This is a genomic window from Mycoplasma sp. 3686h, from assembly GCF_056781225.1.
Genome location: NZ_CM165562.1, coordinates 891,611 through 915,931 on the forward strand (window position 1 = coordinate 891,611; position 24,321 = coordinate 915,931).

Annotated in this window: 25 protein-coding genes and 1 pseudogene; 11 read left to right on the forward strand and 15 right to left on the reverse strand. The window is 29.0% G+C overall.

Annotation, left to right across the window (positions count from 1 at the left end; genetic code table 4):
- Positions 1 to 51 precede the first annotated feature (51 nt).
- From rlmD to AC1RP9_RS03625, 13 genes are read right to left on the reverse strand one after another with little or no spacing between them, the layout of a single operon-like run.
- Complete coding sequence (rlmD, locus tag AC1RP9_RS03565; RefSeq protein ID WP_481822236.1) at positions 52 to 1,356, reverse strand: 23S rRNA (uracil(1939)-C(5))-methyltransferase RlmD; 1,305 nt, start codon at positions 1,354 to 1,356, stop codon at positions 52 to 54.
- Positions 1,340 to 1,882 carry a 16S rRNA (guanine(966)-N(2))-methyltransferase RsmD gene (gene rsmD, locus AC1RP9_RS03570; protein WP_481822238.1) on the reverse strand — a complete coding sequence of 181 codons (543 nt, stop codon included), beginning with the start codon at positions 1,880 to 1,882 and terminating at the stop codon, positions 1,340 to 1,342. Before rsmD ends, rlmD begins: the two co-directional genes overlap by 17 nt.
- A gap of 34 nt (positions 1,883 to 1,916) precedes the next feature.
- Positions 1,917 to 2,468, reverse strand: coding sequence for a DJ-1/PfpI family protein (locus AC1RP9_RS03575; protein ID WP_481822240.1), 552 nt, complete (start codon positions 2,466 to 2,468; stop codon positions 1,917 to 1,919).
- Positions 2,468 to 3,364, reverse strand: coding sequence for an MSC_0882 family membrane protein (locus AC1RP9_RS03580; RefSeq protein ID WP_481822242.1), 897 nt, complete (start codon positions 3,362 to 3,364; stop codon positions 2,468 to 2,470). Before AC1RP9_RS03580 ends, AC1RP9_RS03575 begins: the two co-directional genes overlap by 1 nt.
- Before the next feature lie 11 nt (positions 3,365 to 3,375).
- A complete protein-coding gene (locus AC1RP9_RS03585; protein ID WP_481822244.1) occupies positions 3,376 to 4,290 on the reverse strand; it encodes an MSC_0882 family membrane protein in 915 nt (304 codons plus the stop codon).
- 18 nt (positions 4,291 to 4,308) lie between these two features.
- Positions 4,309 to 5,430: a hypothetical protein gene (locus AC1RP9_RS03590; protein ID WP_481822246.1), complete on the reverse strand. Its 1,122-nt coding sequence runs from the start codon at positions 5,428 to 5,430 to the stop codon at positions 4,309 to 4,311.
- A gap of 1 nt (position 5,431) precedes the next feature.
- Complete coding sequence (def, locus tag AC1RP9_RS03595; protein WP_481822248.1) at positions 5,432 to 5,989, reverse strand: peptide deformylase; 558 nt, start codon at positions 5,987 to 5,989, stop codon at positions 5,432 to 5,434.
- A 59-nt stretch (positions 5,990 to 6,048) separates the two neighbouring features.
- Positions 6,049 to 6,486, reverse strand: coding sequence for a GAF domain-containing protein (locus tag AC1RP9_RS03600; protein ID WP_481822250.1), 438 nt, complete (start codon positions 6,484 to 6,486; stop codon positions 6,049 to 6,051).
- A gap of 2 nt (positions 6,487 to 6,488) precedes the next feature.
- Positions 6,489 to 9,431 (reverse strand): AAA family ATPase, encoded by a 2,943-nt coding sequence (locus AC1RP9_RS03605; protein ID WP_481822252.1) that lies wholly within the window; start codon positions 9,429 to 9,431, stop codon positions 6,489 to 6,491.
- Between the two features lie 9 nt (positions 9,432 to 9,440).
- Positions 9,441 to 10,121: a ribonuclease III gene (rnc, locus tag AC1RP9_RS03610; protein WP_481822254.1), complete on the reverse strand. Its 681-nt coding sequence runs from the start codon at positions 10,119 to 10,121 to the stop codon at positions 9,441 to 9,443.
- A 2-nt stretch (positions 10,122 to 10,123) separates the two neighbouring features.
- Entirely contained in the window at positions 10,124 to 11,104 is a 981-nt protein-coding gene (gene plsX / locus AC1RP9_RS03615) for a phosphate acyltransferase PlsX (protein ID WP_481822256.1), read from the reverse strand.
- A gap of 1 nt (position 11,105) precedes the next feature.
- Positions 11,106 to 12,737, reverse strand: a complete 1,632-nt coding sequence (locus AC1RP9_RS03620) for a DAK2 domain-containing protein (RefSeq protein WP_481822258.1) — start codon at positions 12,735 to 12,737, stop codon at positions 11,106 to 11,108.
- A complete protein-coding gene (locus tag AC1RP9_RS03625) occupies positions 12,730 to 13,041 on the reverse strand; it encodes a hypothetical protein (protein ID WP_481822260.1) in 312 nt (103 codons plus the stop codon). Before AC1RP9_RS03625 ends, AC1RP9_RS03620 begins: the two co-directional genes overlap by 8 nt.
- Positions 13,042 to 13,174: 133 nt before the next feature.
- Here AC1RP9_RS03625 and lysS point away from each other — a divergent pair, with 133 nt between their 5' ends.
- Together lysS and AC1RP9_RS03635 are read left to right on the forward strand one after the other, a co-directional pair.
- Positions 13,175 to 14,650 (forward strand): lysine--tRNA ligase, encoded by a 1,476-nt coding sequence (gene lysS / locus AC1RP9_RS03630; protein WP_481822262.1) that lies wholly within the window; start codon positions 13,175 to 13,177, stop codon positions 14,648 to 14,650.
- Positions 14,640 to 15,494 (forward strand): Cof-type HAD-IIB family hydrolase, encoded by an 855-nt coding sequence (locus AC1RP9_RS03635; RefSeq protein ID WP_481822264.1) that lies wholly within the window; start codon positions 14,640 to 14,642, stop codon positions 15,492 to 15,494. Before lysS ends, AC1RP9_RS03635 begins: the two co-directional genes overlap by 11 nt.
- A gap of 8 nt (positions 15,495 to 15,502) precedes the next feature.
- On the opposite strand, the pseudogene AC1RP9_RS03640 reads toward AC1RP9_RS03635, so the two are convergent.
- Positions 15,503 to 16,819, reverse strand: a pseudogene (locus tag AC1RP9_RS03640) (IS3 family transposase).
- Positions 16,820 to 17,004: 185 nt separating this feature from the next.
- Here AC1RP9_RS03640 and AC1RP9_RS03645 point away from each other — a divergent pair.
- Genes AC1RP9_RS03645 through AC1RP9_RS03680 form a run of 8 tightly spaced genes read left to right on the forward strand, consistent with a single transcriptional unit; the run spans position 17,005 to position 23,433 of the window.
- A complete protein-coding gene (locus tag AC1RP9_RS03645; protein ID WP_481822266.1) occupies positions 17,005 to 17,652 on the forward strand; it encodes a beta/alpha barrel domain-containing protein in 648 nt (215 codons plus the stop codon).
- Positions 17,645 to 18,277, forward strand: a complete 633-nt coding sequence (locus AC1RP9_RS03650; protein WP_481822268.1) for a hypothetical protein — start codon at positions 17,645 to 17,647, stop codon at positions 18,275 to 18,277. The genes AC1RP9_RS03645 and AC1RP9_RS03650 overlap by 8 nt, the downstream gene beginning before the upstream one ends.
- Complete coding sequence (locus AC1RP9_RS03655) at positions 18,277 to 18,948, forward strand: hypothetical protein (protein ID WP_481822270.1); 672 nt, start codon at positions 18,277 to 18,279, stop codon at positions 18,946 to 18,948. The genes AC1RP9_RS03650 and AC1RP9_RS03655 overlap by 1 nt, the downstream gene beginning before the upstream one ends.
- Positions 18,941 to 19,234, forward strand: a complete 294-nt coding sequence (locus AC1RP9_RS03660) for a hypothetical protein (RefSeq protein ID WP_481822272.1) — start codon at positions 18,941 to 18,943, stop codon at positions 19,232 to 19,234. The genes AC1RP9_RS03655 and AC1RP9_RS03660 overlap by 8 nt, the downstream gene beginning before the upstream one ends.
- A gap of 7 nt (positions 19,235 to 19,241) precedes the next feature.
- The gene (locus AC1RP9_RS03665) at positions 19,242 to 19,697 is read left to right on the forward strand and encodes a PTS sugar transporter subunit IIA (RefSeq protein WP_481822274.1); all 456 of its coding nucleotides are present in this window, start codon (positions 19,242 to 19,244) and stop codon (positions 19,695 to 19,697) included.
- Positions 19,687 to 19,962: a PTS sugar transporter subunit IIB gene (locus tag AC1RP9_RS03670; protein ID WP_481822276.1), complete on the forward strand. Its 276-nt coding sequence runs from the start codon at positions 19,687 to 19,689 to the stop codon at positions 19,960 to 19,962. Before AC1RP9_RS03665 ends, AC1RP9_RS03670 begins: the two co-directional genes overlap by 11 nt.
- 8 nt (positions 19,963 to 19,970) lie before the next feature.
- Positions 19,971 to 21,497: a PTS sugar transporter subunit IIC gene (locus AC1RP9_RS03675; protein WP_481822278.1), complete on the forward strand. Its 1,527-nt coding sequence runs from the start codon at positions 19,971 to 19,973 to the stop codon at positions 21,495 to 21,497.
- 1 nt (position 21,498) lies between these two features.
- Complete coding sequence (locus AC1RP9_RS03680) at positions 21,499 to 23,433, forward strand: transketolase-like TK C-terminal-containing protein (protein WP_481822280.1); 1,935 nt, start codon at positions 21,499 to 21,501, stop codon at positions 23,431 to 23,433.
- 62 nt (positions 23,434 to 23,495) lie between these two features.
- On the opposite strand, the gene AC1RP9_RS03685 is transcribed toward AC1RP9_RS03680, so the two are convergent.
- On the reverse strand, positions 23,496 to 23,918 hold the full coding sequence (locus AC1RP9_RS03685; protein WP_481822282.1) for a hypothetical protein: 423 nt from the start codon (positions 23,916 to 23,918) through the stop codon (positions 23,496 to 23,498).
- 70 nt (positions 23,919 to 23,988) lie between these two features.
- Here AC1RP9_RS03685 and AC1RP9_RS03690 point away from each other — a divergent pair, with 70 nt between their 5' ends.
- The gene (locus AC1RP9_RS03690; protein ID WP_481822284.1) at positions 23,989 to 24,309 is read left to right on the forward strand and encodes a hypothetical protein; all 321 of its coding nucleotides are present in this window, start codon (positions 23,989 to 23,991) and stop codon (positions 24,307 to 24,309) included.
- Positions 24,310 to 24,321: the final 12 nt, after the last annotated feature.

Genomic DNA, 24,321 nt, shown 5'->3' on the forward strand with positions numbered 1-24,321 from the left:
CAAAAGTTAGTAAAACACCAGACAACAGGATGATTAGTGACAAGCTTATTTTTATTTAACATTAAGTTTAGTCAAAAGTACTAATGTTTCAATGTGGTGCGTATTAGGAAACATATCAAAAGGGATAATTTGCTCAACAATGTATTTATTTTTGATAAATTCCTTAAAATCTCTTGTTAATGTTCTTGGGTCACACGATAAATAAATAACATTAGCAATTTTATTATCATTTATTCAATTAATCACTTTAATATCTATTCCAGCTCGTGGTGGGTCAATTATTAAAGTTGCATTATTTGTAGAAATATATTTATCATTAATAATATCTTCGACCCTTCCAGAGTAATAAAGAGTATTGTCAATTTTGTTTATTAATGCATTATATTTTGCTTTTTGAATTGAATTTGGATTTACTTCTATTCCAATTGTTTCTTTAAACTCTTTATTTAAAATTTGTGAAAAAACACCCACACCACAATAAGCATCAATTAAAATTTGTTGAGATTTTTTGCTAGATAAATTAAATTTAATCACATCAAGAATCTTTTCAAAAATATTTAAATTAACTTGGAAAAAATTGTCACATTCAATTGCAAATTGTTTATCTGAAATTGTAATGATAAAATCTTGTTTTTTGAAAATAGATAATATTTTATTTTTCTTTTGTACACATAAATCAATAATAAAAGTGTTTTGGTTAAGTAATTTAATTAATTTAAGTGGAAGATCATAGTCCGAATGTAAGTTAAATAGAATTTGTGCATGTTTATCTGGATTGACTCTAATTGTTATTTCATTAATAAACTTAATCTTGTTTAAATCGTTTTTATAAACAAGATTAAGCTGCTCTAATAAAAAGCTTAAAATTTCATTTAATGAATTTTGGTTAAGTGAAAAATCACTCACTGTTGTTAATGTTTTGCTTTTATTGATATGTTCAGCATAAAATATTTTGTTTTTCACTGTTTTTAGTGCGTATCGTGCTTTATTACGATAGTTTAATATTTGCTTACTTGGTATTATTTTTTTAATTGTATCAGGTTTAATATTCAAATTTTTGACTAATAAATTGTTTAAATATTGATCTTTTCATTTTAATTGCTCACTATATTGTAAATTAATTAATGATGCACTGGTTGTGGAGATTTGATTTTGAGTTCGATGCACAGTTCGTTTAATTATCAAATCAACTTCACCATAACCATATTTAGAGTGTAATTTTGTTAATTTAATTATTGCTTGTTCTCCAGGGAATAAATCAGGAACAAAAATACGTTTTTGTTCATACAAAACCACTCCATATCCTTGATAACTCAGTTCGATACAAGTAGCTTGAAATTTAATTTCAGCACACATAAAGTAACTCAATTCTTCCGTGTTGTTTCTGCTTATAAATTTTTAATGTTTCGGGAATAATAATTTCTTGAGATAAATCTGTTTCAATGATAATTTCACCATCTGGATTTAAAAGTTGGTTTTTACTGATTAAATCTAAAGAATTATTCACTAACTCAGTATTTTTAAACGGAGCATCAATAAAAATAAAATCAAAAGTTTCTTTAATTTTACTTAAATACTCAATTGCATCAGTATTAATTGGTTTAATCTTTTCAGTTTTGAGTAAATTTAAGTTATTAACAATTACTCCAAAAGCAGTTTTATTTTTTTCTATTGCAAGCACAGAGCTTGCTCCTCGACTTTCTGCTTCAATACTTCATGCTCCACTTCCAGCAAATAAATCTAAACATTGAGCATTTTGAATTTTAAAGTGTAAGCTTGAAAAAACAGCTTCACGGACTTTCTCTGTACTAGCACGTGTAAGTTCTTTTTCGGGTTGTTGAATTTTTTTATTTTTATATTTCCCTGCGATAATTCTTAACATAGCTCTCCTTTGGTAAAAAATAGCACCCAAAGTGCTATTTTGTAGTTCTCATAGCTATATGAACTTTTTCTAGAGCTTCTTGTCCATAAAAGTGCTCAACTAATTCATACCCTAATTGCATAGCCGCATCAGCACATCTAGCGGTAATAAGGTTTTTTTCTTTTAATAAATTAGTTACATAAGCTTGACGATAATGCTGTGTTATAAATGGTTCAGACCAAGTGCTTGGATATGCTGAATAAGGAGTATATTTATCAATTAAATTGTGTTCTCTTAGAGTATTAGGGGCATCACAAATAGCAGCAATTGGGCCTTTAAATGAACCAATTAATTTTAACGCTTGCTGATTTAATCTCAATAATTGAGCTGCAAATCCACCTGGAACAAAGACTAAATCATAATCATTTACATTCACATTGTTTTTAATATTATTAATTTCAAATATTTGATATTGGCTTAAAAGACTTTTTTCACTTGGGTGATAATAATCGATTACAATTTTTGAATCTGCTCTTTTTAAGCATGAAAGCGGAGTTACTAACTCAACATCGTTAAATTTATTTTCTAAAATTACTAAAACTTTCATTATTTTCTCCTTCTAATTATTCCGCGTCAAATTAAAAATAACAATAATGCAAATGGTAATAAATAAACCAAAACAAAGACGACTATATAAGTATTTCGTCAAGCTCTATTAAGTGATTTTTTCGATGCTTGTACATTGCTAATGTATTGAGCACTATCATGAATAATTAGAGTTTTAACGTCTTGGATTCTCTTTTTGCTATATAAACGAATAAAAATGTATAGAACGGTCACACTAATGATTATAAATAAACTAATTCAAAGAAATGCAATGGTATTTCCAAATCATCCATTAAAAATTTGAACAAAATTAAGTTTTAATTCTATTTTAAAAGGACTCCCTGGACTGGTTTTAACTTCTCACTCCTTTGCGTTATATAAAAGGTAAATGAATAAAACCATAAGTGCAAAAAACGTCATAAAAAAGACATAAATTCAAGTATAGCTAATTAATTTGCGAGCAATTGATTTATATAAATCAGCAAATACAGTACTTGCAGCTATATCTCCTTTTTCATAACTATCCCTATATCTTCTTTCAATGCTTTTAAAGGATGACTTACGAACCAGATTTTTAACCAGTAAGTAAAAAGTAATTGAACCGACAATTGCAATAATTATTCAGTTTAAGATTCCTGATTTAGGGTCTTTTGCTGTATTTAGGAAGTAATTACATAATCCTGCTGTAATTGTTGCTAAAAGTATCAACAACCAAAACAAAATACCCATTTTAAGAATCTTTCTTTCTCTTTTAAGAATATGATACATTCCAGGAGGTATTTGTCCTTGGGGATCTTTATACTGATGAATTACTTTTTCTTGTTCTTTAATTTGCTTATCAAGCTCATTACTTGGTTGCAATTCAACAGTATCATTTGAAGTTTTTGGTTCAAACATTTAACTCTCCTTTAGTATCTTTTTTTAGTTGACGTTCCTGAAAACGAAGCAATTATGGATATAATAATATAAATTAAAATCAGTATAAAAGCAGCTATTATTAATAAAATAATTGGTGTTAGTAAGAACACTATAAAGAACAAAATAAAATAAAGTTTACGTCAAAATCTATTAATATATAATCTTAAATCATAAAATTTATCTATTTCTAAGTTTATTTGCAATCCTAAAATATTTTCTGTTCTTTTTTTATAACTTCACAAGAAAATAATATAAAGAACTGTCCCTAATATAACAAGAGCTAAACTTCCTCATGCAAAAATTGCTACACTGCCAAATGAAATTTCAAAAAAGAATACAAGACTATTAATTACTGTTAAATATTGATTTGTTCATCAACCATTAGTATATGGAGTAATTACTAAATTACCCGTCATATACAAACTATAAACAATAATGGTAAATAGACCAAAATAAGTCATAAAAAATGCGTACAACCAAAAGTATCGAGGTTTGCTCATTTCTAAATTCCAATACAAATTTTTGAAAAATAAATTAAATTGCTTTAAAAAACTTCATTTTTGAATGTTTTGATAAAGTTTTTCGATTTTACGTAACTTAATAAGATTATATAAAATGATAGAGCAACTTAACAAAAAGAACACACCTACAATTATTCAATTTCCAATTTTATGTGACCCGTTCTTTGGATTAAATCAAAAATAATTTAACACCCCACCACAAATGCTTGTAAATAAGATTACAATTCAAAACATATTTAATGATATATAGAAAAATTTTTCTTTAAAAATAATTTTTCGTGCTTTTATGGTCGATTTTTCTAATTCTTCTTTTAAAAATAGTTCTTGAGTTTCATTTTCTTGTTTTATTTCTTCTTCTATAAGAAGTCGATTTGTAACAATCATTTATAAGCATTAACTTTCTTAATTCTTTGGTTTGTTAAAATTTTTAATTACGTGATCAAGAACACCACTTAAAATATCATCTGAAAATCCACTGTCTTTACCTAATTGAGTATCAATTGATTTTCCAATTCAAGCAATAACATCTTTTTTAGCATCTTCATTAAGGAGTCCGACCGAATCAGAAACTAGCTTTAATTGTGCAGAAAAATTACCTTCTTCAATTTGTTTATCTAATTCTTTATTAACTGTGTCAATTAAAATTTCTTTTTTACGTTCTGGTGCAGCTGTAGCATATTCAGAGTTTGATTTAGTAAGTTCGTCTTCAGCTTTTTTAATTTCTGGTGAATATGAATCAGCAAGCTGACCGACTGTTTTTCCTTCGCTAACTTTTACTTTATCTAAAACATCAAGTGAATTTTTTCTTATTTCTGGGTCATTAAGAATATTAGCTAAAGGTTTAACCACGTCTTCTTGGAATTTTTCTTGTTCTTTTGGGTCTAGTTTACTATAATCTTTATTTAAAGCTTCTTGAAATTTAGGATCAGTTGCAATATTTGAAATTTTCAAAAGATCATCAAGTTTACTTACAAAAACCGAAGGGTTTTTACTTTGGAAAAGAGTCATAAAACCAATGCTAAATCTAGTAAAACCATCATCTTGTTTCTTTTTAGTTTGAAGCGATGCGGAAAGCGATACAGCAGCTGGTACCATTAAAACCCCTGTTCCAAGTCCGTATAAAATTCTTTTTCATAAAGTTGATTTTCTTGCATTTCGTAAAACTTTCAATTTCACTAGGCAAATAATTGTATAAATAATGAATGAGATTGTATAAATAGCAAAAAAGACGATTAATGATAAATAAATCGGAGCATAATATATGATTTTCTCAATAGCTTCTTTATAATCTTTATCAGCATTACTTGCAATTGATTTTAATACTGCCAGTGATATTGGGCCAGTGATCATTCCTAATACCATCGCAACCCCAACAGTGATTAAAAATTTTCATCTATAAAAGAATCCTCCGATAATTCCGGATAATAAAACTCAAAGTGATAAGCTAGTAAGAATTCCTATTCCTGCTCCGCCATTGAAAAAGTTTACTATACTTTCTAAATATTGTTTAATTTGTTCATTCATGTTAAATTAAAATTGTTCTCCTGTTTGGTTTTTTTCATGGATCTTTTTGATTGATACGATCAATAAACAGTTTTCCATTAAGGTGATCTAGCTCATGTTGAAAAATAATCGCTAAATAACCTGTTAAATCAAAGGTGTACATCCCTTGCTTATTATAACTATACGCTTGTACAGTAATCTTATTACTTCTGGGTACATATCCTTCTTGTTTGGGTCATTCTTCAGGAACTGATAAGCATCCTTCTCCTTGTGATAAAGCAACTAATTGATCGCTTTTACGCACAATTTTAGGGTTAAATAATACATCCTTAAAAATCGCATCCCCTTTTTCGTCGGGTAAATATACATAAAATACATTTTTTAATATCCCATATTGAACAGCAGCTACTCCGACTCCTGCTCGAAACTCACTTCCCTCTCTTTGTGAATCGTCAATATGATAAATCATTTTTTCAGCTAATTGAATATCTTCTTCGCTTAAAGGAATCGGAACATCGATTGACTTTTTCCGTAAAACTTGATCAGGTAAATTGACGATTTGTACATCAAATTTTTTCATATTTTTAATTGTACTAAAATAAGGGGTTATATCCCCTTATTTCTTTTTTATTTTATTATTTATAAAATATTTTCAAGTTGTTTGACAAGTATAGAAATTAAATGCTCTAGTTCTTGAACCATAAGCGCGTCAAAACGCTTAATAATTGGTGCATCAATATCTAAAACTCCGAATAATTGTGATTTGACAATGATTGGAATAACTACTTCACTTTTTGAATTTATATCACAAACAATGTGGTCTTTAAATGAATTTACATCATCAACTACAATTGTTTTACGAGTTCGTGCTGCTAAACCACAAACTCCACGATTAAACTCAATAATAGAGCAAGCAACTTTTCCTTGGAATGCGTGTAAATGTAAATGTTCATCTTCATTGACATAAAAACCAGCTCAATTTAAATTGGGATATTTTTGTCAAATATATGCTGAAGTATTAGCTAAAATGGTGTAAATTTTAGTCTCACCTGCAATCAAATTTTGATAATCTTGCATATTTATTGCTCCTTATTCTTTTGAATAAGTTTTTCAGCTTCAGAAAGTTTTACTGAAAAGAAACTAGTCACTCCTCGATTTTGCATAGTTGCTCCAAACAAATGATCAACTCTAGACATGGTCCCATGACGGTGAGTGATAACTATAAATTGAGTTTGTTTTTTAAGTTCTTGTAAATAGTTAGCATATCTTACAACGTTAGATTCATCCAAAGCTGCTTCAACCTCGTCCAAAATACAAAGTGGCAATGGACGAGCTTTTAAAATCGCAAATAATAGTGAAATGGCTATAAGTGACTTTTCTCCACCTGAGAACAGTTTAAGATTTTTAACACTTTTTCCTGGAGGTTGAGCATAAATAGAAATTCCACTTTCGAGCACATTATTTGGTTCAACAAATTTTACCTGAGCACTCCCACCACCAAACATTGATTTAAATACATTTTCAAACTCAACATTAACATCATTAACAATATTAGTCAAACGAGTAATAATAATCTTATCAAGTTCTCTAATTGCATTTATAACCGTTTCTTTAGCTTGTTCAAGTTCATCTCTATTAGCAACGTAAATATCATATTTAGATTCAACTTCTTCTAATTGAGCAATAGAATCTAAATTAACATTTCCAAGTGCATTAATTTCTTTTTTCAATTCATCGATTAATTCACTAGCTTTTTCACTTGGGATTTCTAATTTATAATTAGCAAGTGCATTTTCTAATGTTAGATTATAAAAACCCGAAAGTCTAAGGCGGTTTTTTGCTAACTGATCTTCAGATTTTTGGGCATCATACAATTTCGAACTAAATGATTCGGTTAATTGATTAAACAATTTATTTCCTTCATTTCTAAGTTCATTTAATTGTTCAATTTCTGCGTCAATTTTGTTTTTCTGTTGCACAAGAGCACTTAGTTCAAAAATATAGTTTTTTAATTCTTTATCTAGTTGATTGATTCGTTCAACAGTAGTATTGATTGTTTCTCCGTTTATTTGAGTTACATCATCACCAATCAGTGAAAAATCAGATTGAATTTTGTCAATTTTCGCTTGAACATGTTGAATTGAAATAGCTGTAGCTGACATTTCATTACTATATGATGTAACATAATTTTGTAAATTAATACTTTGAGTTTTTAATTTTTCAAGGTCGCTAATATTCTTTTGTTCAATTGAATTCATTCCAGGAATAAGTTGCTGTAATTGAATAATTTTATCTTCAATACCTAGAATATCATCGCTTTCTTGTTTGGTACCTCCGGACATAATCCCACCAACACGAACAATATCACCATCTTTAGTTACTACTAAATATTTTTTATCAACAATTTGTGATATTTTATTGGCTGATCGAATATTATCAACAACAATCGCATTTCCTAATAAAAACTTATTTAAAACATCATATTTTTCATCAACTTTAACTAATTCGTTAGCAATCCCAATAAATCCGAGTTGATTACGCACCACTAATGAATAATCATCACGAATTTGCTTTTCTTTTATTGAGTTGAGCGGAATAAAGGTAGCTCTACCACCATTGTTAGCTTTTAAAAATTCAATTGCTTTTGTTGCTGTTTCAGAAGTATCTACGACCACGTGTTGAACATTTGAGCCCAAAATTGCTTCAATGGCACTACTGTATTCACGATCAACTTTGATTAAATCCCCAACAATTCCTTTTAGTCCTTTAAAATTATGAGCATTATCCAGAATGGTTTTTACTCCTTTATAAAGGTTGCTCCGACTTTGTTTTTTAGAAATTAAAATCTTAACTTCGGTTTCAATTTCGTATTTTTTTCTTCTTAAATTGTTGATTTTAGTTTGTATCTCGTTAATAGCAACATTAATTTGCACTAATTCTTGTTGAGTTTGCTCTTTTTTAGATTGAACTTCAGCTTGAGATTCTTTTAAATGTTCTAAAACTTGTTTTTCTTCTAAATAAGATTGTTGAAGTGCTTCTTTTTTATCTTGTAAATTAGCTTGAACTTGACCTGAAGCGATTAAATTTCTGTGAGCAGTTTCATTGTTATAAATAATTTTTAGTTCGTTCAAACGTGTTTCAACACTATTTTTTTTCGCTGAAAGTTGAGAAATTTGTTTATTAAGTTCTCCTTGTTGAACTTTTCTTTGAATAATTTTGGTATTATATTCTTCAATTTTTACTTTGTAATCGTTTTTAGTTTCCTCGACTCCTTCAAGGTCTTTTTTAAGTTCACAAACATATGAATCCAAACGATTAATTTCTTGTGCTAAATATGCAATTTCGAAATTTTTGAGTTGATTTGATTTTTCTCTATAAATTAAGGCTTTTTGAGCTTGTTTTCTCAGTGGCTCTAGTTGCTTTTCTAATTCAGAAATATGAGCTTGCATAACTCTAAGAGACTCATCGGTTTTTTCTAATTTTCTTAACGATTCGGTTTTTCTAAATTTATATTTAGAAACTCCAGCAGCTTCTTCGAAAATTCCTCGACGTTGTTCGTCGCTAGCTTGTGCAATATCGCTAACAGTTCCTTGGGAAATAATGGCAAGTGAACTTTTTCCAATTCCAGTTTCCATAGCAATTGCTTTAATATCTTTATGACGAGCTAATTTTCCGTTAATAAAATATTCATTGAGCGATTTGTTGCGATCTAATGAACGGGTGATAGAAATAATATCTCCTTCATAAGAAGTAAGATTATCCTTGTTTTCAAATGTTAAGGTTACAGTAGCTTTATCAAGTGGTTTGGTGGTTTTGGAACCAGCAAAAATAACATCCTTCATTTCATCGCCACGGAGCTCTTTTGCACTTTGCTCACCTAAAACCCACTTAATAGCATCGTTAATATTGCTTTTCCCTGAACCATTTGGACCCACAATTCCTGCAATTCCACCATCAAAACGTAAAATTACTGGATCAGCAAAAGATTTAAAACCGTGTGCTTCAATTTTAATTAGTTTCATATACTTCCTTTATTTTAATTTACTTAAAGCATCTTGAGCCGCCACTTGTTCAGCTTCTTTTTTAGAATTTCCAGTTCCAACACCAAAAATTTGCTTATCATGAATTACTTTAGCGTAGAATTTTTTATCACTATTTTGTGAAACAGCGTATATAACTCCGTCTTTTGAAAAACTTTGAATATACTCTTGTAATATCGTTTTAGAATCTTTATTGCTTTGAGCATGAACCTTATCAATAACTGGAAAAATGTATTTGCTTAAAAATTTTCTCGCTTGATCTATTCCTTGATCTAAGTAAATTGCTCCGAGCATTGATTCAAAAACATCCGCTTTAACTTTAATTGAATTTTTAACATCATTTGCTGTTTGCTTATATCCAGTTTTTAAAATATCAACTAGACCTAATCTTTCTGACAAATCAGCTAATGTTTCAGTACGTACCGCAGCAGAACGAACCCGAGTTTGTTTTCCTGGTTCTAGATTAGAATAAGTGAGAAAAATATACTCACTAGATAAAAAGCTCAATACTGAATCTCCTAAAAATTCAAGCTGTTCATAATTTTCTAAACCCTTGCGTAGAGCGACATAAGATGAATGTGAAATTGCTGAAAAATATAATTTAACATCTTTAGGAGTAATCTCGTGAAGCTTTAAAAATTCATCAAGTGATTTTGCTTTAATAATTTTCATAGTTAATTAATTTCTTTCAATATTTGGTTTAATAAATCTTTTTCCATTGCTTCTTTAAGTTGATTTAATGCTGAAAGATAGCTTTTTTTATCACTTGAACCGTGTGTTTTTAAAGCTAGACAATTCACTCCAATTACCCATGCACTTCCTACATTTCGATAGTCTAATTGCTTCATGACATCTTTAAAAGCGCTTTTAACTAATAAGCCACCAATTTTTCGCTTTATATTTTTATTAATACTTGCTTTTAAAGTATCAATTAGTGTCAAAACAGCTCCCTCGTAACTTTTTAACACTAAATTTCCACCATATCCATCAATAATTCCAATATCAAAATACCCTCGAAATAAATCTCTAGTTTCACGGAACCCTAAATAATTAATATTTGGGTTTTCTTTAAGCATTTTATGTGCTTCTTTGGTGGCTTCTAGTCCTTTATAATCTTCAACTCCAATATTTAAAACAACAACCTTAGGTTCAGGTTCATTAAACATGGTCTTGTAAAAAATATTTGCTATTTGAGCTCATTCTTTTAATCATTGAGATTTAACTTCTAAATTAGCTCCCACATCTAAAAAAACAAATTTCTTTCCGTTAATTGCATTAGCTACTGGCATAAACGCTGGACGTGAAACTCCGTTTAAACGACCAATTTTTAAAGTTAATACCGAAATGTAACTTCCACTATCTCCCGATGATAATAAACTATTAACTTTACCTTGCCTATATAAATTAATAACTTGGTTAATTGAGGTGTTTTCTCTTAATGTTTGTTTAAGGTTTTTTGGATCGCTAGGAACATTTTTATTATTAATTAATTCAATATTATTCGGTAAATTGTTAATATTTAGCTTTTCAATATCCCCTACTAGAACCAATTTAATATCTTGGTGAGCTTGTGCAAATTCAAGTGCAGCTTGATAAGCTTGAATTGGACCATTATCATTTCCATTAATATCAAACCCTATTGAATATTTGTACATTTTATTCAACTCCTATTAAAAAATGATAATTTGGTTGGTTTCCTTCGTAAATTTCAACTTCAATATCTCATTTTGAATTAATATAATTTGAAATTTCTTGAGCATCAGCTAAAGAAGATTCGTCACCATAAAAAATAGTTGTAATTTCACTCTTTTTATTTATTAACTTAGAAACAATGTATTTAGCTGCTTCAATTGAACTTTTGCTTGTTTGTAAAATTTTTCCATTTGCTATAGCAAGAAAATCACCTTCTTTAATTCTTACGCCACTAATTTTTGTGTCTCTAACTGCAATAGTTACTTCCCCTGAACCAACCGATTTAATAGCACTTTTGATATTATTGATATTATCTTTAACTTTACTTTCAGGGTTATAATGCAATAATGCAGTTAATCCTTGAATTTGAGATTGAGTTGGGATTATATGCACATTGCAATTTTTAGTGGCTACAGCAGCTTGCTGAGCAACTAATGTAATATTTTTATTGTTTGGTAGAATATACACATTTTCTGCGTTCACAGCTTGAATTGCTTGAATTAATTCTTGTACCGAAGGGTTTTGGGATTGACCACCTTTTACAATGTAATCACATCCATTTTCTTGCATTATTTTAATAATTCCATTTCCTAAATTACATGAAATAATAGCGCTTTGTACTCTTTGATTTTTTGCTTGAGATTTAGCAAATTCTTCTGATTGAGCTTTGGAATTATTTGCTTGTAGTGTCATGTTTTCGGACTTAATTTTAATAAACTCACCATACTTTTGACCTATGTTGAGCATATTTAATGGTTTAAGTACGTGTCCGTGCACTTTTAATAAATTATCATCTTGAATCACATCTAATGAATTAGCAATTTTTTCGATTTTTTTAATAAATTTATTCTTATCAAATTGTTCTGGTTCACTCAATTCTAGCAAGAATTCAGTGCAAAAACCAAATTCTCCTTCATATATTTCACTATCAGAAATAAAATTAGAAAGGTTCTCGGTTTTATCACTTTTTTCAACTGGTCTACCCGAAAAATACTCGCTCATCCCCCATATAATTTTGTATAAACCTTCTCCTCCTGAATCAGTGACTCCGACTTCTTTAAGAATTTTTAAATTTTTAGGGGTATTATCACAGCTCTCTCTTGCATATTTAACTGCGTCAATAAAAAAGTTTTCAATCTCTTCATTACTATTGGTGTATTTTTCACTTAATTTTTCTGCTGTTTCTCTAATTACACTTAAAATAGTTCCTTCAACAGGTTTAAACACTGCTTTATATGCACGTGACGATGCTTCCTTAAACGCAAGTGTTAAATCATGACTATTTAAAACTTCTTTGTCTTTAATCCCTTGATAAAAACCTTTAAAAATTTGACTTAAGATAACACCAGAATTCCCTCTTGATTCATAGAGCATATCATTTGCTACTTGAGCTAGTACTTGTGATGCACTTTGATCTGATACTTTCATTAAATTTGTGCTTGCACCACTCATAGTCCCAGCCATATTAGTTCCAGTATCTCCATCAGGAACTGGGAACACATTTAACGCATCAATTTGGTTTTTTGCATTCAGCAGTGCATTAGTTGCCGATAATAGTGCATTAGCTAATTGTTTACCATTAATATTCTTAGACATTCTCTACACCTCTGATAAAAATAGTTATATTATTTACTTTTTGATTATGTTTTGTTAATTCATATTCCATTTGACTATAAAGTTCATCAAGGATGAATTTAGCACACACAGAGTTTAAAATGCTCACTGCAGCAATAAAATCTCAACCCTGCGGGGTTTGAAAAACTTGAACTAAGTCAACATAGTTTATATTGTTTGATAAATTGTGTGAATTATTTTGGTCTGTGTTTTCTCGAATTTTGACAATTCCAGGAACTGAAGATAGTGTTTGTACAAAAAGTTGTTTCATTTGTAATAGTTCCATAGTTTACCCCAAAGCATAGAAATTATAATTTTATTTTTATATTTTACACTTTTTAGCAATTTATGAGGATGTAAATGATTTAAGAAACAATAAATTTAATATAATTAAACAATGCTTATTAAGGAGATAAAAAATGGAAATTAAATTAAGCGAGCAAGAACAAGTTCGAAGAAATAAATTACAAACTTATCAACAAATGGGTATTAATCCATTTGTTGATGCTAATAATTTAGAAAAATTAACTTACTCAAATCAAATTATTGAACAAAATGTTCAATTCACTAAAGAACAATTAGAACAAAAAAACGTTTCTTATGCAATTGCGGGGAGAATTTTAACCATGCGTGGTCCTTTTATTTTGCTTAAGGATTATCACGGAAAAATTCAAGTTTACTTTAACAAAAAACGAAATGAGCAACTCGCTAATCTAGTCGCTACTTTTGATTTAGGTGACATTATTTATGTTCAAGGTGTAGCTATGAAAACTCACACCGGCGAAATAACTATTAAAGCTAATGATATAAAATTACTCACCAAATCACTTAAACCTCTTCCTGATAAGTATCATGGATTAGCTGATGTTGAAGAGAGATATAGACATAGATACGTTGATTTAATCGTTAATGAAGAAAGTGTAAAAACCTTTTGAACTCGAAGTAAAATTATCAGTGCAATTCGTGAATATTTTAATAATTTAGAGTACATGGAAGTGGAAACTCCTTTTTTACACGATTATCTTTCAGGGGCAAGTGCTAGACCATTTAAAACACATCACAATGCACTAGCTCAAGATTACTTTTTACGTATTGCTACAGAAATTCCGCTTAAAAAACTTCTTGTCGGAGGAATTGATCGAGTTTATGAAATTGGAAAAATCTTTCGTAATGAAGGAATTGATACCACTCATAACCCTGAATTTACTTCTATTGAATTTTATGAAGCTTATTCCAATCTTGAAGGTATGATGCAACGTACTGAAGAATTAATCAAAAGTATTGCGAAAAAACTTAACAAAGAAAAAGTCATGAACAAAGGTATTCAAATTGATTTAACTAAACCTTTTAATCGTATTAATATGATTGATGCGGTATCACAAGCTACGGGAGTAAATTTTAAAAATATTACCTTTGAACAAGCAGTTCAAATTGCTCAAAAACACAAAATTAAAGTTGAAAAATTCTTTAAACTTGGTCATATTATTAATGAGCTTTTTGAGACCTTAATTGAAGAAACATTAGTTCAACCAACCTTTGTTTATGGACATCCAATCGAAATATCTCCACTGACAGCAAAAGAACAAGACCCACGTTTTACGCAAAGAGCTGAACTATTTATCAATACTAAAGAGTATGCTAACATGTATACTGAGCTAAGCGATCCAATCGACCAGCTCGAACGTTTCAAAGATCAATTAAACGAAAAGAACAATGGAAATGACGAAGCTAGTGATATTGATTGAGATTTTGTAGAAGCTCTTGAATATGGATTCCCTCCCGCTGGTGGGTGCGGAATTGGAATTGATCGTTTAACAATGCTTTTAACCGAAAAAGATTCTATTCGTGACGTTTTATTATTCCCAACCATGAAGAGAAAATCAAATGGAAAATAAATATTTATTTGCCTTTGATTTAGATGGAACCTTGTTAAAAAAAGATGGGACAATTGATCCTTTTACTCAAAAAGCACTTAGTGTTAGTGCTTTACAAGGTCATTACAATGTTCTTGCTACAGGACGAGGAATTTTTAAAGTTAAAAAGCTAATTGAAAACAAGGTTATTCAAGATATTCATTATGCAATTTGTTCAAATGGTTCAATCATTTGAGATATCAAAAATAATAAAACTCAAATTTATGGTTATTTACCACAAGAAGTTTATTACAAAGTTCGCAAACACGCATTAGAACATGAATTGTTATTAAATTTTGATACCGATGAGCTAAACGGAACAATTATTGCGACTAAAAATCAAAATAAATATCCTGCTTGAATGAATAAAGAAGAACGAGAACGCTTTAGAGTTTTTAGAGAATTAGAACTTGAACATTGTGATTATCTTTCAAGTTTACAAAGCACTAAATTGCTTCAAATGTCTTTAAAAAGTTCAAAAGAGCTTTGACCAATTGTAACTAACAAACTCAGAGAAGAACTAAAAGATCAAGCAATTGTTTGTTTAACCAATTTCAATTACACTGATATTAACCCAATTGGAATCTCTAAATATCAAGGAATTAAAACTCTATTAACAGATTTAAAATTAACTAATGATAATTTGATTACCTTTGGTGATAGTGGTAATGATTGTGAAATGCTTATTAATTCTCGTTTTGGATTTTGCATGTCAAATGGGACACAAGAAGCTAAAGATGTAGCTCATAAAATCATTGGAGACCACGAGAGCGACACCATAGGACAAACAATTTTTGAATTAATTGATATGAACCCCAAAAGTTAGACAGAAAATTATTGAAGGTACTTAGTTCTGTATTTTACAGGACTAAGTCCTTTTAATTTAACCTTAATTCTTTTGTTGTTGTAATAAAAAATATAATCGGTAATAGCTTTTTCCAACTCTTCAAGTGAACCAAAACTATTTTCGTGTCCATAAAACATTTCTGATTTTAAGACTCCGAAAAACGATTCCATCATTCCATTGTCCGGACTATTTCTTTTGCGAGACATTGAAGGTATAATTTCTTTATTTTTTAAAAATTCATGATAACTATAGTGTTGGTATTGAAAACCTTGATCACTATGAAGAATGGTACCTTCATATTTTTTGTTCGGAAAAGCTTTTCCCAACATCTTTCGAACTTGTCTCAAATCTGGAGAACGAGACAAACTAAAACTAATAATCTCGCTATTAAAACCGTCTAGAATTGGAGATAAATAAAGCTTTTGAGAATTATTTGGTAGAGCAAATTCAGCTATATCAGTGTAACACTTTTTTAAAGGTTGTGAAGCATAGAATTGTCTGTTAATAAGATTTGGAACTGTTTGAGCAACGTTTCCCATGTAAGATTTATACTTTTTACGTTTTTTAGTTCTTGCAAATAAATTCATTTGTCTCATAAGACGTTGAATTTTCTTATGATTTATCAAATATCCACGATTTCGTAGCTCGAGATGAATTCTACGATAACCATAAACTCCATTATGTTCGTTGTAAATAGATTTAATTTCTTGCTTAATATTCTTATCTTTATCTTCTTTGTCTAATCTTTTGAGATGATAATAATAAGTTGAACGAGCTAAATTAGCCACTGATAACAAAATGTCTAACGAGAATCCTTCTTTGACCATTTCTTTGATTGTTTTGGTTTTTCACTCTGTAAATAATTTTCCTCTAAGAGAAATTGTCTCAACTTTTTTAGGTATGCCACCTCAGTTCTGAGACGCTCAATCTCTCTGTCTCTTTGTTCAAGTGGTGTTAATTCTTCTTGAGATTTTTTTGGTTTACGTCCCATTTTTGTTATCCTTCCTCTTTTCTTTTCAAGAATAGTATACCCGTTTTTCTTGTATTCAGTTATCCATCTTGATAGCATCCATAACCGGGTAAGTCATATTTTAGACTTTGTGAATCATCTCTAATTTTAATTCTGGCGAATAATATTTGTTGTTAGTCTTTTTAAAGATATTAATTCCATGAAGATTTGCTAAACTAACTAAGTATCTTATCGTTCAAGAATCCACACCAAATAACCTTGATAAAGCTGACCTTGATATACCTTTTTGTCGTAATTCATATATCTTAATTTTGTCTTGATAATTTAATTTCATAAAAAATACACCCCTTTTAAGTTAGCATTTGCTGTCTAACTTTTGGGGTGCATATCAATTTTTTTTCATTGTAAATGTGAAAAAATTTCCATAAATTGAGAATAAAATGCACTTTTTGCTTGCTATATATATATATATATATATATATATATATATACTTTTGTTGGATAGTTAGGAAATTAACAATGAAATTTGCACTTTCTTTTTGCGCAATTGACACATTTAATGCAGTAAAAATATTTGATCAACTCACAAAACTAGGTTTAAAACATATTCATATGGATTTTATGGATGGTATTTTTGTTGACAATTTTGGATCTACATTTGATCAAGCTCAAATCTTGATTAAAAAATATCCAAAAATAAATTTTGACGCTCATGTTATGACGTCAAAACCCTTGAAATTAATTGACAAATTAGTTCAAATAGGATTTAAAACTATTTTTCTTCCTGCAAATTTAGTGGATTTTAATAAATTTCAACAATTAATCAGTAATTATCCACAGGTGTCGTTTGGAATTATGCTTGAAGCTTTAAATAATCCAAATGATTTCAAAAATATTATTTTAAACTCACAAAAAATTCTTGTAATGACTATTGACAAAATAGGTGGAACTGGTCAACCTCTGAATATGAATTTACTTAATAAGATCAAAGCAATTAAACAAATTAATTCAAATATCGATATATATTCAGATGGCGGACTTAGAAAAAATAATGCAATTGAATTTTTAATGAATCAAGTCGATATAGCTATTGGTGGGTCAATTATTTTTTCTTTTGATAATGAAATTTCAACATTTTACAATTGATGAAAGGATAATTTTGAGTAATTTTCTAAACATAATAACAATTGTCTTAAGTAGTGTTTTAGTTTTAATATTAATAGGTGTTATTGTTTGACGACTTTGACTAAAATACACAAATAAAGGTCTAATTATTAAGAATAATATTGGTCATACTACAAAGGACACAATTGATAAATTAACTATTTTAAATTCGCTAAATAATGCATTTGTTTTGAGTAATATATTGGTTAAAAATGCTTTTGCTAAAAGCAAATACTCACTATTTTCAGGAATTATCATATCAAAAAATAAAATTTATATTTTAAGTGATTTGATTAAATATACCGAAAATATGATTTTAATCAATGAAAATGGATTGCATATTTTTAAAAACAAAAAATGAGCTAAAAAAGATAAATGAGAAATTTATTGATTTAATCAAATGAAAGGTTGATTAGATCGAAGATTTAAAGATAATTACGAACGAATTATTCTTGTTGATGAGACAATTGATTTAAATCAAATTAATAATCAAACTAAATATCGTTGTATGAATATAAATGAATTAAATGAAGAAATTCTAAGTGAAAATAGTGAAAATATAAATGTTGAAAAAGTTGTAGATATTTTCTTAAAAAACAACTTATTTAAACAAAATTCAGGAAAATAATGAATTTTATTCTTTACGGATATTTATTTTTGATATTAATTTTATTAATTCAATTATTTTTCAAATATGTTTACAGCTTTAATTTGAAAGTTAAATATCAAAAGATTAAAATAATTTATCGCGAATCGGTTTTAGCAAAAATAAAAAATTCTCTTTTTAATAAATACAATCATCATTTTCATATATTCCTTAAGACTGGTTTTTTCAAACAAAATATCAATATCTCAAAAAGGAAGATAAACTTAGATAAAGATTTTCTAAATCAAGATATTTATGCTCTTGTAAACATTGTTTTCTTATGAAAAAAATACCAATTTACACAATTAAAGAACCAAAAAATAGAATTATTCTTTAAAATAATCTCTTTTACTATATTAACTGGTTCATGGATTTTGCTTATATTTGGACTGTGAATTTTATCAATTTGTTTTTTGATTATTTTTTTATTAATTATTATTCTTGATTATTTAATTAATTATCAAATTTATAAGTTTATTTACATTCAAACTAAAAATTATTTAATTGAAAATTATCATAACCAGAATTTAAATCTTATTTTGAGTTATTTAAAATACAAAAAGTTTTATTTTTTGAATAAATATCTTACTTTTTATATTCAGATTATCTCAGAATTAATTAACTTGTTTAGAAATTGAGGCAAAGATGAATAAAGAACAAATGATTGAACACCTAATTTACAAATACGAAATTAATAAGGAATATTTACTTTCTTTATCAGAACAGCAAATACAAACTTTATATCATCAAAAAGAGCATGAATCGTTGGTTTTAGCTAAAAACCCAAACAAATTCTTTTATATTAATTCACTCCCAATTCCAAAGGAATTTACACCCAAAACCACAAGTAAAGCAGGAAAATGAATTTTTATTGCTTTTATAATTATGCTCATTCTTTTATTTGCTTTATTTATGATAATTGCATTTTTAAACCACTAGGAGCTTTATGAAGTTATTTGAATCAAAAACAATTCAATATATGGAACAGAATATTGATTGAAAGCAAGCTATTCATCTTGGTGTTGGTTTGTTAGTTCAAGAAAATAAAGCAACTTGACAATTAGAGCAAGAAATTTTACGTTCAACCGAACAATTTGGTGCTTATTATGTGCTTGAAAAAGGAATTGCATTATTGCATGCACCAGCTGGAAATTATTGTTTAGAGCCAGCTACTTCAACACTAATTCTTAACCAAGAAATTGTTTTTAATAACCAAGTTGATAAAACAGCTAAGATTATTATCACTCTTTCAGCACCGGATAATGATTCGCACTTTGAACTCATTGCTCAATTTGGAAATTATTTTATGAACCAGGAATTCAAGCAAAAAGCTCTCAAGGTTCAATCAAAGCAAGAATTTTTAAATTTAATCACACAATTTGGAGAAAAATATGAACTTTAAATGTGTCTGTGGATCAGGACTTGGTTCATCACTATTATTAGAAATGAACGTGAAAACTGTCCTTGATTCACTTGGTGTAGACTATGAATCAGTTGAACACACCAACATTTCTTCTTTTGATAAAAAAGGAGTTGATTATGTTATCGTTGGAGCTGATGTAGCTCCAGTTTTAGACTTTCCTGCAGATAAAATGGTAATATTAACCAATATTTTATCTAAAGAAGAGTTAACAACTAAATTAAAACAATTATTAAATCTCAATTAGGAGGCTTTATGTCTTTCTTGTTTTGAATGCTTAATTTTATCAAAGCGTTCGTTGGAACTCCTGCATTACTAATTGGAATTTTTACCATGATTGGAGCTTTAGCTCTACGTAAAAAAGCATCACAAGTGGTAATTAGTACTTTTAAAGTAATTGTTGGATTTTTAATTTTAGGAGGCGGAGCGGGAGTTTTAGTTGGTTCATTAAATCAATTTCAGCCTGTCTTTCAAGCAGTCTATTCATTAAATGGAATTATTCCTAATAATGACGGTTTTACAGGTGCTTTAACCACTGCACTTCCTTCAATTGCAACATTAGGATCCATTATTATGGTGGTTGCAATGTTACTAAACATAGTTTTAGCACTCACTTCACGCTTTAAATATGTTTATTTGTCTGGTCATGTTTTATACTATAGTTCAATCATGCTTGCAGCTGTAATGTATGTGATTGGATTTGATTTTGAACACAAACCAGGTGATTTTGCACTAGCACTCTTTACTTCAGCTGGATTACTCGCTATCTATATGGTGCTTTCTCCATCTGTACAACAAAGATACATGAAACAAATCACTGGAACTGAAGAAATTGCTCTTGGACACACTGGAGGATTTGGATATGCTCTTTCAGGGTTAATTGGAGAAGGAATTTATAAACTTAAAAAAGGAAAAGTTTTATCAACCGAAGAAATTAAATTCCCTCAATCACTCTACTTTTTTAGAAATACTTTAGTTTCAGTGTCAATCACTGTCTTTGTCTTTTATTTAGCAGCCTTTTTACCGGGAGGTATTTTATACGAAATTGGAAAAATTAATCAAACAAACTCACCAAGTGCTTACTCAATTCTTTCAAGTGGAAATTGAGTAATTACCATGTTTGTTCAAGCGTTTACATTTACTGCTGGTGTGGAGATTATTTTATTCGGGGTAAGATTATTTGTTGGTGAGCTGGTACCAATGTACAAAGGAATTAGTGATAAATTAATCAAAAATTCTAAAGCCGCTGTCGATTGTCCTGTAGTATTCCCATATGCACCTAATGCTGTAATAATTGGCTTTATATCTTCATTTTTTGCTGGTATAATTGGTATGTTCATAACAATTGGACTTGGTAAAGCATCACTAATTCCTGCAGTGGTTCTTCCTGGACTAGTTCCACACTTTTTCTTAGGTGCTACTTCTGGGGTTTTTGGAAATGTCAAAGGTGGAATTATTGGTGCAATTGTTGGACCGTTTGTTGGTGGATTAATCATTACCTTTATCCCTGTTTTCTTTGTTTTAGGAAACTGAGCTCCAACTAATACTAACCAATTAGGTTTGTTAATTCAACAAAATAACGCGTTAAATACTTCAGTAACTTCGCTTAATTGAGGAGATACTGATTATTTAATTGGTTATGTACCTGGGTTGCTCGGATTAATCCCTAAAGCAGGTAAATTTGTTGCTTTTGGTGTTATTATCCTTGCTTACCTAGGATTAGCTACCGATGGACTAATTAAGAAATTTATTCACAAGAAAACAAATAAGGGTGCTTATTAAAATGTATAAAAAACAATTTACTCACAAAGATTTTATAGCTAATATGCGAGCTGTCGCAATTGATGGTATTAATAATGCTCACCAAGGACACATTGGAATGGCTCTTGGTGCATCAGAAATTTTTTACTCAATGGTTGGAGAAGTTTTAAAATTCTCACCTTCACATCCAAGATGATTTAATCGTGATCGTTTTGTCCTTTCAGCTGGACACGGTTCAATGGGACTTTATTCGCTTTATCACTTAATGGGATTATTAACTTTAGATGATATCAAAGCTCATAAAGTGCTTCATTCAAAAACTCCTTCACATCCAGAAATTGAAAAACTAGATTACATTGACGCATCAACTGGGCCACTTGGTCAAGGAGTTGCTATGGGTGTTGGAATGGCTTATAGTAATAAATACTTAAGTCAACAATTTAACCAAAAAGACTTTAAAATTATCAACCACGATGTTTTTGTTTTATGTGGTGATGGAGACTTACAAGAAGGGGTTGCTTTAGAATCACTTGCTTTTGCTGGAACTAATAAATTGGATTCGCTAATTTTAGTTCATGATTACAATAATATGCAAATTGATACTTCAGGAACTGAAGTTAATAATCTTGATTTTGAAAAATTCTTCCAATCATTAAGGTTTAAAACCATTATTTTAAAAAATAACCGTCCTGAAACTATTATTAATGCAATTAAGCAAGCTCAAAAAAACTCTCGTCCTACTTATATTCAAGTTCCTACTATTATTGCTTTTGGGACTAAAGTCGCTAATTCTCCAAAAGGACACAATGGAATTTTAAGTCCACAAGCTACTATTGAATACAAACAAGGTTTAGGTCTTACTCATACCAATGAATTTGAATATGATCCTCAAGCATATGAATATGGAACTAAATTACTAAAATCTAAAGCTAATTTATACTCTCGTTGAGAGAAAAAATTAGCTAAATATAAAGAATTATATCCACAATTACACGAACAATTGCTTTCAGTCATTAATAAAGAAAAAGCATTTGATTTTAGTGATTTTAAATTCGTTAAAACTAATGTTGCTTTAAGGGATTATGTTGATGAAATTATGAAATTCATGGACAAAAACCACACTAACTTTTTGGGTGGTTCAGCTGATTTACGTGGAGCAACTAAAGTTGGATTTGATTCAAATCGTAACATTAAATATGGAATTAGAGAGTTTGCTATGGCAGCCATGAATAATGGAATTGCTCTCCATTCAGGTTTAACTACCTTTGGAGCAACATTCTTAGTTTTTGCTGATTATGCTAAGGCAGCTTTTAGACTTGGTTCAATTATGGAATTACCAAATATTACTGTCTTTAGCCATGATTCATACCAAGTTGGAGGAGATGGTCCAACTCACCAAGGAGTTGAGCAAGTAACAGCTTTACGTAGTATTCCAAATTACCTTGTCTTTAGACCAGCTGATGAAAATGAGGTTCTTAACTCATTTAAATACGCTCTTGCTCTTAAACATTCTCCATCAGCAATTGTAGTAACTAGACAACCATTAAAATCATTTAATTTACAAAAAGAGACCTTTACTCCAGCATACTTTATTAAACAAAATGATCAGGCTCAAATCAACCTGCTTGCAAGTGGTTCAGAACTTGAATTAGTATACAAGGTATCTGAACAATTAGAACAAGAAGGAATTAAAGCAAATGTAGTATCAGTCCCTTGTTTACAATTAATGCTTAAAGATGAGCAATTAATGCATTCATTACAATTAAACAAATTGCCAAACTTTGCTGTTGAAGCAACTAATGACCCATTGTGATTTAAACTAGCTCAATTTAGCAAATTTGATGCTCATTTAGCACAACATTTTGGACACTCAGCTCCTGGTGATGTTGTTTATGAATTAAATGGATTTACATCCGAAAATATATTAGCTAAAGTAAAAAGTTTTTTATCTAAATAATAATAAAACCTCTTGTGCTTAACATAAGAGGTTTTATTGAATTTTTAGTTATAAAGTAAAAATTATAAGTTGCTATTTGAGATTTCGGGTTTAACAAACAATGAACCAATGGTTAATCCAATAATAATTAAATTTGAAATTATAAATAACACATATCCCCCGGTTTGGTGGTTTGCACTAATCATTCCAATTGCTAAACTGGTTAGGAAAATATTGATAAAAGAAAAGATTAATACAAAAAATCAAAATTTTGCATTTTTTGAATCTTTTGCTTGTTTGTAACTAATGGTCGACCCAAATGCACTTAGACAAATCATTCAACTAAATGGTACAACCAATAAAAACATATATGAAATGGTTTGATTAGTTAGCAAACTAATTACAAATCCAATTAGTCCTAAACTTAAAAATAAAAAGGTAAAAAATTGTGATTTATTTAAATTTAACTTACTGGTATTACCTAAAATTTTCTCTGAATTATTCATAATATTTATTCCTGTTTAAAATAAATATTATTATAAAACTTTTAAATAAATAAAGTAATAAAATTAATATATGAACAAATTCCAAACAAAATCATCAAGCGAATTAGATTTATCTTTTGATTTTGAAATTACTAATTTTGAAAACCGAACATTTCAAATCACCATTCATAAAATGCTTAGAGATTTACCTTTTAATGATCGTTTTTTTGAATGGTTTATGGAAGATTTAATTTATCTTTTCGCTAAAAATAAATACCAATTACGTTGGGATATTGAAACTGTTTACTTTAGCGGAGTAAAAAACCTTAACCTTACTCCTGAGCAAGAAGCTAAATTTGTTTTATTATTAACCAACTCAGTTAGCAACTTTAATATCGTTGTAAAAAATTAAAAAAATTCTTGT